Origin of the sequence: Paenibacillus graminis, from assembly GCF_000758705.1 — a bacterium.
In the GTDB taxonomy this organism is placed as follows: domain Bacteria; phylum Bacillota; class Bacilli; order Paenibacillales; family Paenibacillaceae; genus Paenibacillus_AQ; species Paenibacillus_AQ graminis.
In genome coordinates this window covers 3,461,137-3,477,700 of the sequence record NZ_CP009287.1, presented here as the reverse complement: position 1 = coordinate 3,477,700, position 16,564 = coordinate 3,461,137, and the positions used below count along the sequence as shown (strand labels likewise).

Sequence of the window (16,564 nt, the reverse complement as noted above, 5' to 3'; positions counted from 1 at the left end):
TCAACAGTGTGAAGCTGTCCGCTAGGGTCACAGACCTACTCTTCCGTTGGAAGCTTCACAGCCTGCACATCATCAATATATAGCGTTCCGCTGCCCTGGGTACCGCTGCCCTGGGCCACATAGAAGGCAAACTCTTTAATGGAGCCCAAATCAATAACACCGTTGCCGCCGGTAGACCATCCAGGTCTAACGAAGTCAGTAAAAGGAATGGTCACCAGCCGTGCAGCGGTCCCTTCAATTTTAATCCCGGCTTCCCAGACCTCGCCATTCGTCTCATGGAACTGGACCGCCAGCTGCCGGTTCGAGCCGTCCGGCTGCAGCCAGAAGGTGATGGCCTGCATGCCCGGCCATTCCTTGCCCATGCTCCGGTAGACTCCGGCATAACCGGGATTACCAATGGTGTAATCCAGCTTCAGCCCGTAGGTTCCGCTGTTCAGCCCATAGGTATCCAGTGTTACCGTTGCAGCATTGCCGGAGACATTGCGCTGCCATTTGGAGCGCAGGCTTCCATTCGAGCCGCCATACGACTCGAAATCGTCGATCAGATAGCTGTCCACCGGAGGCGGAACATAGGGGCCATTGCCGGTTTCCCCGTTGTTCAGCGCGCGCGGGTCGCTGTAGAGCGCCTGAATAGCGCTGATTGAATTTTTATCAGTCAAATAATCAGACCAGGTCATGAAATACACATACTTCGGCTGCTTCTCCCGCAGCATCTGCATATCCGGCAGCTCGCCATTTTCACCGATGGCAATCGGCCGTCCTCCGCTGAGCTGCACCAGCTTGTTGTAATAGGTGTCACGGTAATCGTTGTTATAAATATCCATAGCCAGCACATCCACGACATCATGGCCGGGATAATATGGGGCTGAATCATACGCCCAGGAGCTCTCCGCATTCGGATTCCATACCCAGATGAGATTATTCAGGCCATGCAGATTGGTTAAGCGGTCATACATATTGTGCCACAGCTGCTTAAACAGCTCCGGTCTTGCCCCCCACCAGAAAAATTCAGCATTCATCTCATGATAAGGCCGCCACAATACCGGGATGCCTTCATCCTGCAATTGCTCCAGATATCCCGCAACCTCATCCACCTGGGCTGCCCACTGATTGTACAGCCCGGTACCCGGCGTGACGATGTCTGTCATCTCGGCTTCCGTAACATCACCTGTAACGCTCTCCCAGCCGGAGGTTGCCGGGTCCATGGGCCGGGTCTGATGATACGTCAGAGTTACCATGGTTCCCGCCTGGCCTTGAAGAATCGCCTCATCAATCATAGATTGGCGCAGCTCACCCATGTCTTCGCCAATATAATAGGCGAAATCCGAGCCCCATAATGCCGGATAATATCCGGTCAGCTCAGCTGCCTTATCGTACCATTTCGCGGGCTCTTCATAATAATTGTGCTGCCCCGTGTAAATAGTGTTTCCTGTTGCTGCATAGAGCCGGTCGAGCAGTGCTGCCGCTTCAACGGAAGCATCCGGGTTGACTGGTGACATCGCGGCGGTGGTTACCTGAAGCGCGCTCGCGGCTGAGATGGCTGTCCCTTCACTGACCGCTTTCACCTCAATGTCATACATGCTTTCAGGCGACAAGCCTTCCAGCTTATAGGTATACAGGGATTGGCCAGGGACATACGGTACCGTCAGGCTGGCCCATTCGGTGTCACCGGCTTTTTTATACAGCAGCTTATATTCCCTCACACCAAAGGGGCCTCTGGAGGCAGCCCATTGCAGCTCTGCGGATACCCCGTCTACAGTTCCTGCTATGAAGTCTGCAGGTGCACCGGGATTAAGATCAGTGGGAATATCGGGCATTTCACCGGCAAACACCTGGTCGAGGAACATATCCCCACCGCTGTAATTGCCGGCCCGCAGCTGCAGGCAGGATAACCCATTTCCTGTCTGAATGATCTGTTCCGAACGGGACCAAGCGGCCGTGGCGTTCGTATAAAACGGATAGCGGACAACAGTTGGACCTTGATAAACATCAAGGGTAACCGAAAAGGTTCCAGGTGTGACGGCATTAAATTTGCTCCAATACGATACGAGGTAGGAAGAGCTGCTGTAGACCGGTACTTTTAACGTTCTGGCTGTAGAGTTATGGAACAGCTGCAAAGCATATTGTCCAGAATGCGGATCATAGGTCGTGGTTTTAACCGTCCCTGTTTTTCTCCACGGTAGCGTTGTTCCAGTCTCCAGGCCTCCGTTGATCACCAGATTGGGTCCGGGGGTAGCTTCGAGGCCCATTACGGCATCAGAGGTATTGCCTGCGGCATCCTTGGCCCGCAGCATAATCGCATACACCGAAAAAGGATCAAGGTTATCCAGCGTATACGTATACTCGGTGACTGATTCCTGATGGGGCACAGCCACTGTGTTCCAGTCCGCAGCATCTGTTCTTTTGTAAGCAAGCTGGTAGGACTCTACCCCCATATCATCTGTGGAGCCGGCCCAGGTCAGCTTCAATGCTTCGGGATCATGCTGGGCCTGCCAGACACCAGGAGTCGTTGGCCTTTCAATGTCCACGTTTTCCCGGATAATGGCATCATCAATGTAATAATCCTTGCTGGTGCCGTTCCAGAATGACAAACGGATATGCTGTACACCGGGACCTGGCGTATACAACAGCTGACGGTATTCCCAATCTGTAGAGCCCGAAAAATGGAGCTGCTCCTTCGTCTGCTGCGCTCCGAACGCGTCCATGTCAATCGTTGCATTCGTGACTCCTGCAGCGGCAAATTTGACCCATAAACCGACCCGGTACGTCTTTCCTTCTTTCACTGCCACGGAAGCCGAAGCTCCCCCGGTGTTCCGCTTGACCTGAAGACTTTTTTCACCTCCATGCTTCTCGGCGGTTGTTACCACCGGACTCCCCCACTTTTCCCACGCTGCATCTCCGGCCTCGAAACCCGGATTGCCGACAAGATTTTCGCCAGCCGCCTGCATTGGTGCCGGCTGGACAATAAATACAGCAGATAGCACAACTGCGGCCAGCCAACCATGGAACCATTTTTTCCCCATACGCGGTACCATTTCAATCAGGCCTCCACTCACATACGCCGGTGGAATTACGACAATAACGTCGTCCGGCATCTTCAATGTAAGCGTTTTCCATAAAATTCAACAAGGTGCAGCAGCAACGAAAACTATGCTGCAGCAACGATGTCCGTCTTTTGTGACATTTTATATTTTGTCCGCCAGGCGCATATAAAAGGCTCCGTTGCCGCAGGACACGCCAAGTCCCTGAATGTCCTCACAATCGAGGGCTATTCCCTTCCAACGCACTGCGCCAATCCCGGACTGCTGCCAACCCTGCCATTTACAACCGCCATCCATGCTGTATACAGCCTGTGAGTCTGTACCGTTCACCACCATCGGTTCACTGGCAAGAATCAAAAGATCCTCTCCTTCATCAACTGTGCCTACGGCCAATGCGGAAACATTGAAAATCTCACCTTCTATGAGCGGATACAGCTTGCTCCAGGTCCGTCCGCCGTCACTGCTGCGCCACAGGCCTTCCGAGATGAATCCTGCATAGATTAAATCGGGGTAATTTGGTGAATAGGCAATTGCGTTCAATACGGAAGCAGAGCCGCTGCGCTGAAACGGCAGTCCTTCACCGATGGACTTCCACGTATCTCCGCCATCGTGTGATTCCCAAATCCCTTCGGTCCATTCGCCGACCAGTACCCGGCCTTGGTGAAACGGGCTTGCTGCCAGCATTTGATTGGCCCCGCAGGCATTTTTGACTTGGTACACCACGACGGAGAGCAATTCCGCTTCGATCCGGTTCTTGTGATGGGGCAGGGTATCCACGTAAGACGGAGGACGAAATGCGGTCTGCTCCCAGGTCATTCCGTCATCACTGGACCGGTAGATTCCGGCTCCTGAAGCTACGGGTCCATCCACATAAGCATAAAAGATACCGTTCTTCACTCCGTCTTCCCGTAAAGCTTGCACAAACAATCCGGCCCCCAGCGGCAGTACGGCTGATGCGTTCGCCCCGCCGTCACGGTGAAGAGCAATACAGGCAGTCCTCCCGTGACCAACTAATCCGTAAAGATAGCGGCTGGGGTCTGAACGGGAAATTACCGCAGCAGTACTCCCTGAATAACCGGAGATGCCCGGAAGATTCCAAAAGCTTCGTCCGCCATCTTCCGTTACTTTCGGCGGATGGTCAGCCATCGTCACACAGAATTTGCCGGGCTGGTGCGAAGCGGCAACGACAGCCTCCATGCAGGTTGTTTCAAGCCCCCGAAAATGCCCTGCACACCAGGTTCTCCCGCCGTCAGGACTAACCGCTACTCCGTACCAGTTGGCCAGATAGAACCGGTCTTCGATGAAGCGGTCGACGATGATTTTGGATATCGCCCAGCCGGCCGCCGCTGCCCGTGATCCGCTGCCGAAGTGATCCATATAAGCCGGGAACCCGCTCAGATCCTCATCGTTATGCTGCCGGAGGAGCTGCCACTCCCCGCTCACGCTGCCGGATAATCCAGATCCATACAGCGGAACCGGGGGAACCGCCGTCATGTGCGGACGGGCATCAGGGGCCGTATACCAACGCTGCGGATGATGGCTGTCCTGCACAACCGTGCCGTATCTTTGCCCCTCTTCCGGCAGTCCAGTCATGCCTGTCTGCCAGGTCCGCCCGCCATCCGTGCTGCTGCGGATGCCGTTCCAGATGCAGGCCGCCTGCAGCCGCTGCGGATCACGGCTGTCAAAGGCCAGCTCGGCAAAGCTTGGGCCTGTATGCAGCAGCATCCACGTGTCCCCCAGATCGCTGCTGGCATACAGCCTGCCGGCTTTCCCCCGGGGCAGGTCCTGCAGCAGCCCCAGCACTCCTCCTTCGCCTGTCTCGGCGTAGTCCATATTCAGATCATTGTCGCCAATGGTTCCGGCATACAGCATTCCCGGTATGCCCGGATGAAAAGCGACACAACCATACCGTTCCTCCGGCAGCGGAGTCTGCTTCCAGGTCTCCCCTTCATCCCGGCTGATCCATAAGCCGCCAGTGTATCCCCCGGCAGCCACGACCTCCGGGTGGTGGGGATCTACGGAGATGACCTCCCCGTACATCCGGGTCGGACCATTGCCGTAAAAGCCCATCCCCGTGCACACCTCTCTCCAGGTGTGTCCGCCATCCGCTGACTTGTGTACAGAGCCGTAGAATGTACGGCTCCGTACCTCCCCGGAGCAGCGGAACAGCACCTCCGGCCGGTGCGGACTAATGGCAAAGCTCTGCACCTGGTGATGATAAGCCTTGGTGAGCCCGCCGTTCCGCGCCTCCCAGGTGAAGCCGCCATCGAGGCTGGCGAAGACGCCCGCCACATCACAGCGGGCATACAGTACTCCACTTTGTGCGGGATGCTGAATCAATCCCGTAATATAGCCGCCACCGCCCAGCGAAGCCGGTGACCAGACTTGCCCGGTTCCGGACGAAATCCCATCCACTTTCCTTTCCCCCTTTCCTTCTTCATAAGCTTACCTTGGTCCCGCGTTTACGTGCATCCCCGGGAGCAACGAAATCTGCTGCTGAGCAAGGAAGTTATAACTAAGCCAACCGATAAAAATATACACTTGGCTACTTGGTTTTGGGATGCGTATCAGCGGAAAATAAAGTCTTAGACCGTTTGAAAAAAATACTATTTGAAAACAAAGAAAGTAATAATGATTTTGTTATCCAAAAGATTAGTTATTGATAAAAATGCTTTCATTACATTGCACATCACTGTATATAGATTGAACTTTATAAATCGATGAATATGGCAGTCATCGTTAGTGGAAAAAGGACCACTAATCAGACTCATTCAGCTTATAGAGTGTCCTATGTGGGAAAAAATACCACTAATACAGCAGTAACCGGTTATATGGGGTAAATATGCATGAATTAGATATACAAAATCCCACTAAAACCTTCTGCAGCCCGGATTTCATCGATTTAGTTTTCCTTTTTCCACTTAGCTTCTGTTCCTGATGCATCAATATGTCCGTAGTAAATCGAAACAAGCTAGGATTTCATATGTTGCTGCGCAAACAAAAACAGATACCGCCTTAGATAAGGGCGGTATCTGTTTCTATTTGATAAAAAGCAATCTATGATCTATTTCCAGGCCCGGCAAAGTTCCCCTTACTGCTCAACCAAAACACCATCCTGCAGATGGTACACCCGGTTGCACCACTCCAGCATCCGCTCGTCATGGGTCACCATGACCGCAGCTTTGCCTTCGCTTGTCACCTCGTCCGCGATCATCCGCACCACCTCGCGGCCGCGGCTGAAATCCAGGCTGGCCGTCGGCTCGTCGGCGAACAGGATCGCCGGCTTGTTCATCCACGCTCTCGCAATCGCCACGCGCTGCTTCTGCCCGCCCGAGAGCTGTTCGGGATAATGATTGCGCCGCTCCCAAATCTCCAGCCGCTTCAGCAGATAGGAGGACCGTTCCTTGGCTTCCTTGATGCTGAGCTTCGCCAGCTTAGCCACGTACAGCAGCTGTTCCTCCACTTTCAGGTAGGGCAGCAGCTGTGCACTCTGGAACATAAAACCGATCTTGCGCAACCGCAGCTCGGTTAGTGCGCTCTTGTTCTTATGGCTCAGCGGCTCCCCATCTATGAAAATTTCTCCGCTGGTCGGAGTCAGCAGCGCACCGGCTGCGGAGAGAAAGGTGCTTTTGCCGGAGCCGGATGGCCCCAGTACAGCAACAAACTCCCCTTCGTTCACCGTAAGATCCAGCTGATTCAGTACCGTCATGGCTCCGTCGCCATCGCCGTAGGTTTGGGTCACTTGCTTCATCATTAATTTGGCAGTACTCATGCTCCAGCCCTCCCGATCGCTTCCAAAGCGTCAACCTTAGCCACTCTGGCTACAGATATCAGCGAACCCAGCAGTGACATTCCGACGAACAGGACACAAGTCAGCAGGATGGTGCGGCCTTCCAGCTGGAAGGGCATCGAATCCGGCAGCCCCATATTCATCCCCAGGGTCAGCAGCAGACTGACCGCAAGACTGGCTACCGAGAGGATCAGCACCTGACCGACTACGCTCCAGGCCAAGTAGGACATCTTGGTTCCCATCGCTTTCAGGATGCCGAACTGGCTGGTCTTCTGGATCGTGATGACATAGAAGAATACGGCAAGCACAAATGCAGCAATGACGAACAGGAACACAATCATCATCAGCAGTGAATTCTGCTCGGCGGAATAGCCTGGAATGCTGGCAATCGCCTGATTTTGCGTAATGACCTCCACATTATCCAACCGGCCCATAATTTCAGAAACCTGAGCAGAGGTGGCCTTCAGCGCGATCACATTATATGGAACAGCCTCAGCAACCCTGCCGCTCTGACCGGTGCCTTGTCTCATGGTCTTCCAGTCCAATGTGTTGATATAGACAACAGGAGTATGGCTGTAAGAACTGTCCTTGGTAAAGCCTGCAACCTTGAAGGTCAGCCCGGAAGCCTGATCCTTGATCGAACTGCCAAGCGTCACCCCTGACTCTTTGAGCTTCGAATCTGCTATAACACTGCCCTGAGTCTCATTGGTGATCCCGTTGCCCTGAGATACTTTCGGTGCCAGCATTCCATCCATATCAACGGCAAAAAAGGTAATGTCCGCTTTCACATCCGCCTGATCTGCGGTTATCGTGCTCATCTGCACCGCCAGAGGGGCAGCATTCTGATTCCCCGCGACCGAACGGACTGCGGCAAGCTCAGTTTCATTCAATTGGGAACGTCTGAATGTATGGTCGGCATCTTTTTGTACGGCAAAATAGTTGGCGGGCATATTTTCCACAGCGGAAATGTTGGCGTAGGCCAATCCCCGTGCCAGACCAGTCACGAATAACACCAGAAACGAAACCAGGAGCATTATGACCATTATGAGGCTGTACCGTGCTTTGGAGTGCCTCATCTCCCTTAATGCCAAAAACATGGAACCACTCCTTCTAATCTGTATATCCACAGTTTAGAAGGTGAAAATGAACGGAGTATGAATAATAAATTACAGAAGCGGCAGCGTCACCGTAAAGGTTGTTCCTTCCCCCACTGTGCTCTTTGCCTCGACGGTGCCGCCGTGAACCTCGATAATTTTGCGCACGATGGATAATCCAAGGCCGCTGCTGTTGCTGTCGCGGGTGCGCGCCCGGTCCACTTTGTAGAACCGGTCAAAGATCATCGGCAGCTGACCGGCCGGAATGCCTTCGCCATTATCTGTTACGGTAACAATGCAGTGATGACCCCCGGCTTCCGCCGAAATCGCAATCTCCCCGCCGGTTGGGGTATATTTTACTGCATTGGACAAAAGATTCATCCATACCTGATAGAGCAGATTGGCATCCCCCTGAAGGGTAATATCCGCCACATGCAGCCGCACCGCCAGCTCCTTTTCTGTCAGCCGCCACTCCATAATCTGCAGCACCTGGCGCAGCTGCGCCCGGAGATCAATGCTTTTGCGGTCCAGCGCATTCTCGTCATAGTCGAGCGAAGACAATGTAAGCAGCTGCTTGCTCAGCACCGACAGCCTCCGGCTCTCCTCATCGATGATGGACAGGTACTCTATCCGCTGCTGCTCCGGGAGTGTGCCGTCCTTCAGCGCATGGGCGAAGCCCTGAATGGAGGTCAGCGGCGACTCGATTTCGTGCGAGACGTTGGCGACAAATTCCTGCCGCGCCCGGTTCGTCCGCTCCAGCTCCCGGCTCATGCTCATGAAGTGGGAAGCAAGCTGGCCGATTTCATCACGCCGGGCTGTGTAGAGCTTGATATCGTATCTGCCCTTGGAGATTTTTTGGGTGGCTTCAGTCAACCGCGTGATCGGCTTCACAACATGAAAAACGGTGATTAGGACAAACCACAGGCTGAACAGAATTGTACCGGCAATCAGCACAGCAAAAAACAACCGCAGCTCGCCAAACTGCACTTCTGCATCCGGACGCATAAACAGCGCGTAGGGCTGGCCATGAATATGTATAGGAACACCTATCGTATTGCTGAGCTGATTATCAAAAAAGCCGGTAATGAACATCCCGCTGGGAAAATCCGCTACTCCATGGTAGATGCTGCCGTCCAGCACCTTTTTCAGCTCTCCTTCCTTCAGGTCATTTTTGCGGAAAGGCAGACCATAGAACCGTTCATCGCCTTGGTCATTGGAGAGATACATCTTGTAGCCGAGGGATGCTGTACTCAGCAGATATCCCTCAACCGCGTCGGGGTGGTCTTCAATAAAGGACTGCAGGCCAATGGCCATTTTGGTGAGCTTGGCATCGTTCTTCGGCTTGATTGCAGCCTGATAATAGGCGTTGGAGATAAGAAACCCCAGCACACTGCTAATTACAATCACCGAACAGAACAGCAGGCTCATTCTTACGTACAATGACTTCATGGATTCACCGTTTCGACTTTATAGCCGATACCCCGGACCGTACGGATGGTAAAATCATTTTTGTATTCGCTGAACCGGTCGCGCAAGCGTTTGATATGCACATCGACTGTCCGCTCATCCCCTTCATAATCCGCTCCCCACACCAGCTCAATCAGCTCGCTGCGCGAGAACAGCCGTCCCGGATACTGCGCAAGCTGGGCCAGCAGCTCAAATTCCTTCACCGGCAGCAGAAACACATCGCTGCCGTCGCTGATCTCATAATTTTTCCGGTCAATCACTAATGAATTCAGGCGGATCTTGTCACTCGCGGCTACTGAATAACGGCGGAACAAGGCTTTGATGCGGAAGAGCAGTTCCTCCGGTTCAAAAGGCTTGGTGACATAATCATCTGTCCCGCGTAAATAACCCTGCTCCTTGTCGCTGAGCTGCTGCCGTGCAGTTAGCAGGATAACCGGAATATCATAAGTCTCCCGGATATGCTGGCACAGCTCAAGCCCGTCCATATTCGGCATCATCACATCTACAACCGCCAAATCCACAGTACTGCCTTTCATCAGTCCCATGGCTTCACGTCCATCGGCCGCCTCCAGCACAACATAACCTTCCCTGGTCAACACATGCCGCAGCAGCGTACGGATGTTCACATCATCGTCGGCCACTAATATTTTCTTCATTCCATTCTCACTCCCCGGGTACCCCCTCATGTTGTCATCATAGTAGCAATATTGAGAGAATTAGACAACTTCGGGGATCGCAGGACGATACCGCTACCCGGGTAATATTCACACATTCTCCAGATTCAAAAAAGGTGCGATGCTCTCCTTAAGCGGGGTTACGGGCTGCCCCATCAGTTGCTCCAGATCCTTTGAGGTGGATTGAGTATCAATACTGCTCAGAAAATGATAAATCCAATGCTGTACAGACGCATCTGGGGCATGGATCACCGGCTTGCCGGTAAGCTCCGTAAGCACTTGTGCAAGATTGGCGAACGTCCATGTCTGCGGCGCTGCCAGCTCGTACGTCCGGTGCCTGTGAACGGTTCCGGCAAGCACCTTTGCGATTGCCCGCGCCTGGTCACTGCGTGTTACCGCATTGAACTGCCAATCACCGGGCTGTGTCGGCAGCACACCACTGCGAATCGCCTCATTCAGTCCAAGTACGCCCACGAAATCAATATACAGGCCGTTGCGTAAAAACGTATAGTCCATTCCTGTATCAAGTATCACCTGCTCGGTAAGTCCATGAACGCTGCTTGTTCCTGTATTGCCTGCTTGCGGAAAAGCAAAGCTGGTATATAATATATGCGCAACTCCGGCTGCTTTGGCTGCATCGATCACCCGCTTATGTTGAACCAGCCGAACATCATCATCCGTATGTGAACTGGAAATCAGCAGCAGCCGGTTGACTCCGGTACAAGCGTCCTGCAGCGTTTCCGGCCTATCGTAATCTGCTAAGCGCACCTCAATCCCCTTCTCCTTATACTGCATCGCCTTGTCAGGGTGGCGCACACCTGCAATGATCTGCGCTGCCGGAACCTGTTCTAAAAGCTGTTCAATAATTAATTTTCCTAGTTGCCCTGTAGCCCCTGTTATCATGATTGTCATGTTCATTCTCCTTCATGTCCCAAATTTAATTTAGTTAAGTTATTAACTATATTGGCAGAATAACTGGATAATAGAAGATCCAGTATCCAGTTATATAGAGTGAACTTAAGCATCCAACTTTGCCCTAAGTCTCGCTTGCTGGTGCCTGCTGCTGAAGCTTACGCTCATGCACTGGAAGATCCTCAGCATGTCTTCCCATATACATCTCAATAACAGGAAAAAACGACTCAAGTCCGCCTTGAATTACATCCATATTTTTCAGATCCATTGCCGGGACTGCAGCAACTGCTGTTTCATGGAATGCTTTCGCCACAGCAATTTCCTCTTCAGCAGGAAATAATGAAGGAGTCTCTTTATCGGTTATTTATCTCTTCCCTTCTCCCATATTACGGCTTATTCAGCTTTTGCAGCAATGCCATCAGCTGCCGAAGCTCATCCGGGTCCAAGCGGTTCATCTTCCCGGCAACGGTTTCGCGGTTTCCAGGAAGCTGCTGGGACAATAGAGTCCGTCCGGCTTCTGTAAGTGAAATGACCGTCTTGCGCCCATCGCGGACATGCTCCGTCCTGGTGATATATCCATCTTTCTCCAGCGGAGTCAGCAGCAAGCTGATATTCGCCTTGGTAACCCCGATCCGTCCGGCCAGCACCGAGGGGAGAATAGCACCGCCTTGCTTCGCGATCTCCACCAGCACACGGATTCTTGCACCATTCAGACCTTGCGCCTGCCAATACTTCTCCGAAACTGCGACAAGACTCGCTGTTGTCTCCACCAGATTGAAAAAGGCTTCGTTCGCCAGCGGAAGGTCCAGAACAAATTGCTGCAAACCGTCTATGTTTGCATCTATTTTGTGAGTATGGTCTTGCTGTATTGAATCCATAGCATTGTTCATCTCCAATTAGTTAATCCCTTAACTATATGAAGATAAAAATAACTTATCCCAGGGTGAATGTCAAAGATTTATTTGTTTTTAGCCATTGGGCCTTCATATGCAAGTAACCCCATTATCTCTATAGCATAGAGGCAATGGGGCCGGATTTGGGTGACACAGCAGAACAAGTGCCCATTTAAGATTATATAAGGGTGCAGATGCTGTTAGATCAGCACAGGGCTGCTGTGTACAGGCTCTTCACTGTACTGTCTGGTGCCCTCCAGTCTAACCTCGAGCCTAATCAGCTCAGACCGGCTGGCGAGTCGGATCGGCGGCCCCCAGGTTCCGTATCCGGAAGAGACCACCACGTGCAGCTTATCCTTGCGCAGGTAGCCCCAGTCCAGCTCAAACAGCCGTTTGGTAATCCAGTGATTGGGAGCAATCTGACCGCGGTGCGTATGGCCCGACAGCAGCACATCCACTCCCGCTTGCGCGGCAATCCCGAATCCGGTTGGCTGATGGTCCATCATGATGACCGGGCGCGACAGATCGAGTCCATCCAGCAACGCTTCCACACTTTTGCGTCCGGCAGCCTCCATAGATTCGGCGGTTTTGTCTTTACGGCCCACGATATACAAGCCTGCGGCTTCCGCTACTTCGTCCTGCAGAACTTTGATGCCGATGCTGTCCATCAGTTCAGTGTATTGCTTAATGGAGCCACCATAATATTCATGATTACCCAGGACTGCATATACGCCAAACCGTGCCCTCAGCTTGCGGATCTCATCACTCATTCCATTGCGGATAAACGGTTCAATGCTGTCATCCAGCACATCCCCGGCGAGCAGAATCAGATCCGGCTGCATCCGGTTAATCTCAGCGACCATCCGGCGAAGATGGCGGTTGCCGACAATGTTGCCCAAATGCAGATCAGAAGCTACCGCAATGGTAAGCGGTGCGCTGGTTGCGGCCCTTTTGTCAATCTGGATCGGATGGTTGCGCACCACCGTACTCCAGGCGTTCCGCGAACCCCAAATCAGGAAGACAGCCAGCAGCACCACCACGGTCACACCCGCCTCCGTAGTAAACCCCGTGCGCTGAGCGCCCATCAGCCCCATCACCCAATACAGCAAATCGGTAAGAGGCAGGACAATAACAGCAAATTCCATGCAGGCCAGATAATAGGAGCCGATGACTTTGAACAGCCGGGCAGCCGGTTTGACAGCCTTCGGCCAGGGTACCATTCCGATCAAATAAGCAAAAGCAATGAGCAGGAATACCGGCCAATACACAGCGGCGCGGATTCCCGGCAGCCAATTGTCCAACAGGTACCACAGATGCAGACCAATGTAGAAATTCACAAGTCCCAGCACCAGCAGCATGACCAGACCTGAAGCAAGCATACGCAATATTTTCATCCTTCCACTCCCTTGACCTGCAGTTTATCTGAATCTCTACTCCAAATCATAACACAAAGTATTTGAGGAGTATTAATTGGGTGAAGCCATCGCAACAACCCGAAGCTGGAGTACTTTTTTTCTGCAAAAAAAAGAAAATGCCCTGCGGCATCTTCAATATGTAAGGCAGACGGTGAAAATTATACGGCTTGATGGCCCTTGCTGGCGATGCATTGTCCAATCAGCTTATCGCATTTGTTAATATGATTGAGCAGCCAGTCTGTTAATGTGCGGTTCAGCTTGATGGTAGACAGGACGGATACGCCTTTGGTCTGGATGCTCTCCTCCAGGTCCAGCACGGTCTTTACGAATTCAGCATGGGTCTTGCGGTGCTCGGCCAATTCCGGGAAATCGATGTCCTGCATCAAGTGCTCCTCATCGCTGAAATGCTCAAGCGTATAATCCTTGAGGAACTTCAGAGTTTCTTCAATCTTTTCTTTGCCTTGCTGGTTTGTGCATGCTTCAAAAAATTCATTCAGCTACATAAGCAGCTGTCTGTGCTGGCAGTCAATCTTCTCGACCCCGATGTCATACGAATCCTTCCAGTTAATCATTGACTCTCCTGCTTTCTTCCATATATTACATAATGACAAACTTATTTCATTTTCCGCTTTTCAGCGTAAAAGTTCTGTTAACAACATCACACGTCATAATGCAGCAAGGTTTCGGGGCGAAATGAGTTTCATTCAGAATCGAAACCGGAACGCCCTTTGTTTGCCCGCAAAATCTCCGGTATTGGCTGGACGCTCAATCCCAATCATCCTGTCACCTGGATCGTGATGCTCGCTGTATTGATCATTATTGTGTATTCCGCTTTCATGCACTGAAGACTGTCTTGAAGGCACCAAGCGCGGGCTGCTGCGGAGAATGATCCAGCACGGCAAAAACAATCTGCTCAAACAGGCTCTGGTATCCTTCATCCAGCAGCACCTGTCTGAACCATTCGGCCACCTCTGGCGGATGATTGCGGAAAACTCCGCAGCCAAAAGCTCCGAGCACGATAGTCTTGTGTCCATTCCCGGCAGCAACCGCCAGAATATAACGGATTCGCTCCAGCATAACCGTCTTGATATTCCCAACCTCCTGAGGCTCCCGCTCCCGGACAACCCCCGCATTTACTGCTGGTGCGGTAATAAACGACACCACATAAGGCTCGGCCAGCAGCTGGTCCTTACTGTCACGGATTACGGGAACTTGCGGAGAATGAATCATGTAGTGAGAGTACAGACAGGTTTTGCGGCTGCGGTTGTAATGGTACATTTCATCTTTTTTTGAGATGGCCGGATACAGCGCAGAAGCACGGGCTAAGCTTTCCTCCTGAGCCTGGCTGCCGCCGAGGAAGCCGCCTCCGGGGTTTTTGGCGGAAGCAAAATTCAGACATACTGTCTGCGCTTTGCCTTCCTGGACAACCAGCCGGTATGCCGCTTCCAAAGTTGATTCTCCGGTGACTGCCAGTTCCGCGTGCTGTCCGGAAGCTTCCCCTATTCGAGACAGTACAGCTGTATTCAGCTGGGGCAGCTCCTCTGGAGCATACAGCCGCGTATCGGAGATGCATGCCTTGACGTCCTCAGCAATGTCAATCACCCGGCCCGCAGGGCCTGTATAATTTCCTTTCTCCAAAATATCCAGTGTTTCGTGAGCAATAGCCGCTCTTTTATTTCTGGGATTGAAATTTTGATTCATTGATATCTGCTCCTTGCTCCGGTATTATAACGGGTTTGTTTATTCCAGCAAAAGATCGTCACGCAGCTTCGTCAGCACTTCCCCCAGCCAATTCCTGCCCCTCCAGCTGCTTCTGCTGCGGATTCGGGGGTCGTCTTCTGAAAGGCCCACACCCCAGATCCGGTCCGTCGGACTGGCTTCCACCAAGGTAGTTCCCTTAGTATCGAGCAGCAGCTGCAGCAGTTCTTCATTTTGCAGGAATTTTTCCCGGTTCCCCTGGTAGACAATATCCCGGCAGTGCTTATTCCACCCGGTGTCATTAAAGCCGCTGACTTTGCGGCCCAGTTCCTTTTGCTCTCTGGGGGTTCTGGCCCGCAGGATCTGCATGGCGGTTTCTTCATCCCTGAACAACAGCGCCTTGGCATACATCATATATTGTTCTGCACAGTTGAAGGTGTGCTCATCGACAATAAAATAGCAAGGGTACCACTGGGAAAACGGCGAACCGCTGCGGTAAAAGTAAGTGAATCTCTCCATATAAAACTCTCCGTTCTGTCTTCATTCGAAATTTAACGGGAGCCCCTGTCTGCTTTGTACCGGTACAGCTTCGAAGGGCGGTGGCCCGCGTCTTTGGTGAATTCATCAGTTTCAGTTACACTATCGGCAATTTTGCGGCGGAATGCCGGAGCCAGCAGCTCTCTGCCAAGTATAATTTCGTAGACCCGCTGAAGCTCGGACAGAGTGAACAGCGGCGGCATCAGATTGAAAATAATATCGGTATATTCCACCTTGCCCCGCAGGCGTTCTATCGCATATTGGACCATCTTCAGGTGATCAAAGGCGAAGCCGTGATTCTCGGCAATCTCCCGCCGGACACGCCGGACATGTCCTTGGACAGTTTCGGTAATAGTGACCACGCCGGTAAGCACAGTATCCTCCTTCTGTAAGGTGATGCGAATCCGTTGCTCCTCTACATAACCTTCTTCCAGTTCCTTGCGGCCGGATTCCAGCACATCATACGTGACCTCGAACCAGCCCGCATCTGCAGCATCATCGCCAGCCTGCACATCAAGTGTCTTGCGGTCAACCAGCGCCATATATGAGCTGCTGATGACGCGCATACGCGGATCACGGCCCACATCTCCCCAGGTATACAGCTGCTCCATATAGACATTACTAATATTCGTCTCACTGTACAGCTCCCGGAGAGCGGCGTCCTCCAGACTCTCATCTACGCCGACGAATCCTCCAGGGAGCGCCCATTGACCAAGATAAGGATGTTCCCCGCGCTGGATCATCAGGAGCTGCAATGATTTCTCCGACAGCTTGCGGTAATTATCCTGCTCCTGCTCCATCACCGTGAAGATCAGCATATCGACAGTAACGGACGGACGTTCATACATCCCGGCATCATAGCCCTGCAGAAATTGTTCTTCGGTTAAGCCATTGCGGTCAGTGACCGGTTTTTTGGGCATGTGGAATCTCCTTTGGGTTAGATTCTTGTGAATCATCATCACCTTGACGTTATTGTTACTGAGTTTTTACTATGTGTATTTTTAACACTGTGTTATTACCTTTATGTTATTATCATATTGTTA

General features: G+C 52.3%; 14 protein-coding genes. All 14 read right to left on the bottom strand.

All coding sequences use genetic code 11. The features are described from left to right. Positions 1-35: 35 nt before the first annotated feature. Positions 36-3,095: a glycosyl hydrolase gene (locus PGRAT_RS31665; RefSeq protein ID WP_238326752.1), complete on the bottom strand. Its 3,060-nt coding sequence runs from the start codon at positions 3,093-3,095 to the stop codon at positions 36-38. A gap of 90 nt (positions 3,096-3,185) precedes the next feature. Continuing rightward, entirely contained in the window at positions 3,186-5,456 is a 2,271-nt protein-coding gene (locus PGRAT_RS14465; RefSeq protein ID WP_042266789.1) for a WD40/YVTN/BNR-like repeat-containing protein, read from the bottom strand. 676 nt (positions 5,457-6,132) lie between these two features. Next, entirely contained in the window at positions 6,133-6,813 is a 681-nt protein-coding gene (locus tag PGRAT_RS14460) for an ABC transporter ATP-binding protein (RefSeq protein WP_025705484.1), read from the bottom strand. Then, complete coding sequence (locus PGRAT_RS14455; RefSeq protein ID WP_025705483.1) at positions 6,810-7,928, bottom strand: ABC transporter permease; 1,119 nt, start codon at positions 7,926-7,928, stop codon at positions 6,810-6,812. Before PGRAT_RS14455 ends, PGRAT_RS14460 begins: the two co-directional genes overlap by 4 nt. A gap of 69 nt (positions 7,929-7,997) precedes the next feature. Then, the gene (locus PGRAT_RS14450) at positions 7,998-9,374 is read right to left on the bottom strand and encodes a sensor histidine kinase (protein WP_025705482.1); all 1,377 of its coding nucleotides are present in this window, start codon (positions 9,372-9,374) and stop codon (positions 7,998-8,000) included. Beyond that, positions 9,371-10,048: a response regulator transcription factor gene (locus tag PGRAT_RS14445; RefSeq protein ID WP_025705481.1), complete on the bottom strand. Its 678-nt coding sequence runs from the start codon at positions 10,046-10,048 to the stop codon at positions 9,371-9,373. The genes PGRAT_RS14450 and PGRAT_RS14445 overlap by 4 nt, the downstream gene beginning before the upstream one ends. A 108-nt stretch (positions 10,049-10,156) precedes the next feature. Beyond that, the gene (locus PGRAT_RS14440; protein WP_025705480.1) at positions 10,157-10,978 is read right to left on the bottom strand and encodes an SDR family oxidoreductase; all 822 of its coding nucleotides are present in this window, start codon (positions 10,976-10,978) and stop codon (positions 10,157-10,159) included. Positions 10,979-11,102: 124 nt separating this feature from the next. Beyond that, positions 11,103-11,291 carry a hypothetical protein gene (locus PGRAT_RS14435; protein WP_025705478.1) on the bottom strand — a complete coding sequence of 63 codons (189 nt, stop codon included), beginning with the start codon at positions 11,289-11,291 and terminating at the stop codon, positions 11,103-11,105. A gap of 73 nt (positions 11,292-11,364) precedes the next feature. Further along, positions 11,365-11,856 carry a MarR family winged helix-turn-helix transcriptional regulator gene (locus PGRAT_RS14430; RefSeq protein ID WP_042266787.1) on the bottom strand — a complete coding sequence of 164 codons (492 nt, stop codon included), beginning with the start codon at positions 11,854-11,856 and terminating at the stop codon, positions 11,365-11,367. 215 nt (positions 11,857-12,071) lie between these two features. Continuing rightward, a complete protein-coding gene (locus tag PGRAT_RS14425; protein WP_042266785.1) occupies positions 12,072-13,265 on the bottom strand; it encodes a metallophosphoesterase in 1,194 nt (397 codons plus the stop codon). Between the two features lie 179 nt (positions 13,266-13,444). Then, positions 13,445-13,783, bottom strand: a complete 339-nt coding sequence (locus PGRAT_RS31660) for a bacteriohemerythrin (RefSeq protein ID WP_081758854.1) — start codon at positions 13,781-13,783, stop codon at positions 13,445-13,447. A 337-nt stretch (positions 13,784-14,120) separates the two neighbouring features. After that, entirely contained in the window at positions 14,121-14,987 is an 867-nt protein-coding gene (locus PGRAT_RS14415; protein ID WP_025706079.1) for a TIGR02452 family protein, read from the bottom strand. 39 nt (positions 14,988-15,026) lie between these two features. After that, complete coding sequence (locus PGRAT_RS14410; RefSeq protein WP_025706078.1) at positions 15,027-15,503, bottom strand: riboflavin biosynthesis intermediates N-glycosidase; 477 nt, start codon at positions 15,501-15,503, stop codon at positions 15,027-15,029. Positions 15,504-15,535: 32 nt separating this feature from the next. After that, entirely contained in the window at positions 15,536-16,441 is a 906-nt protein-coding gene (locus PGRAT_RS14405) for an NUDIX hydrolase (protein ID WP_025706077.1), read from the bottom strand. Positions 16,442-16,564: the final 123 nt, after the last annotated feature.

What these genes read in the sequence shown, in the direction of transcription:
- PGRAT_RS14415 (WP_025706079.1), bottom strand. Translation starts at nt 14,987, where the DNA reads ATGAATCAAAATTTCAATCCCAGAAATAAAAGAGCGGCTATTGCTCAC.
- PGRAT_RS14425 (WP_042266785.1), bottom strand. Translation starts at nt 13,265, where the DNA reads ATGAAAATATTGCGTATGCTTGCTTCAGGTCTGGTCATGCTGCTGGTG.
- PGRAT_RS14450 (WP_025705482.1), bottom strand. Translation starts at nt 9,374, where the DNA reads ATGAAGTCATTGTACGTAAGAATGAGCCTGCTGTTCTGTTCGGTGATT.
- PGRAT_RS14405 (WP_025706077.1), bottom strand. Translation starts at nt 16,441, where the DNA reads ATGCCCAAAAAACCGGTCACTGACCGCAATGGCTTAACCGAAGAACAA.
- PGRAT_RS31665 (WP_238326752.1), bottom strand. Translation starts at nt 3,095, where the DNA reads ATGCCGGACGACGTTATTGTCGTAATTCCACCGGCGTATGTGAGTGGA.
- PGRAT_RS14455 (WP_025705483.1), bottom strand. Translation starts at nt 7,928, where the DNA reads ATGTTTTTGGCATTAAGGGAGATGAGGCACTCCAAAGCACGGTACAGC.
- PGRAT_RS14460 (WP_025705484.1), bottom strand. Translation starts at nt 6,813, where the DNA reads ATGAGTACTGCCAAATTAATGATGAAGCAAGTGACCCAAACCTACGGC.
- PGRAT_RS14445 (WP_025705481.1), bottom strand. Translation starts at nt 10,048, where the DNA reads ATGAAGAAAATATTAGTGGCCGACGATGATGTGAACATCCGTACGCTG.
- PGRAT_RS14410 (WP_025706078.1), bottom strand. Translation starts at nt 15,503, where the DNA reads ATGGAGAGATTCACTTACTTTTACCGCAGCGGTTCGCCGTTTTCCCAG.
- PGRAT_RS14430 (WP_042266787.1), bottom strand. Translation starts at nt 11,856, where the DNA reads ATGGATTCAATACAGCAAGACCATACTCACAAAATAGATGCAAACATA.
- PGRAT_RS14440 (WP_025705480.1), bottom strand. Translation starts at nt 10,978, where the DNA reads ATGACAATCATGATAACAGGGGCTACAGGGCAACTAGGAAAATTAATT.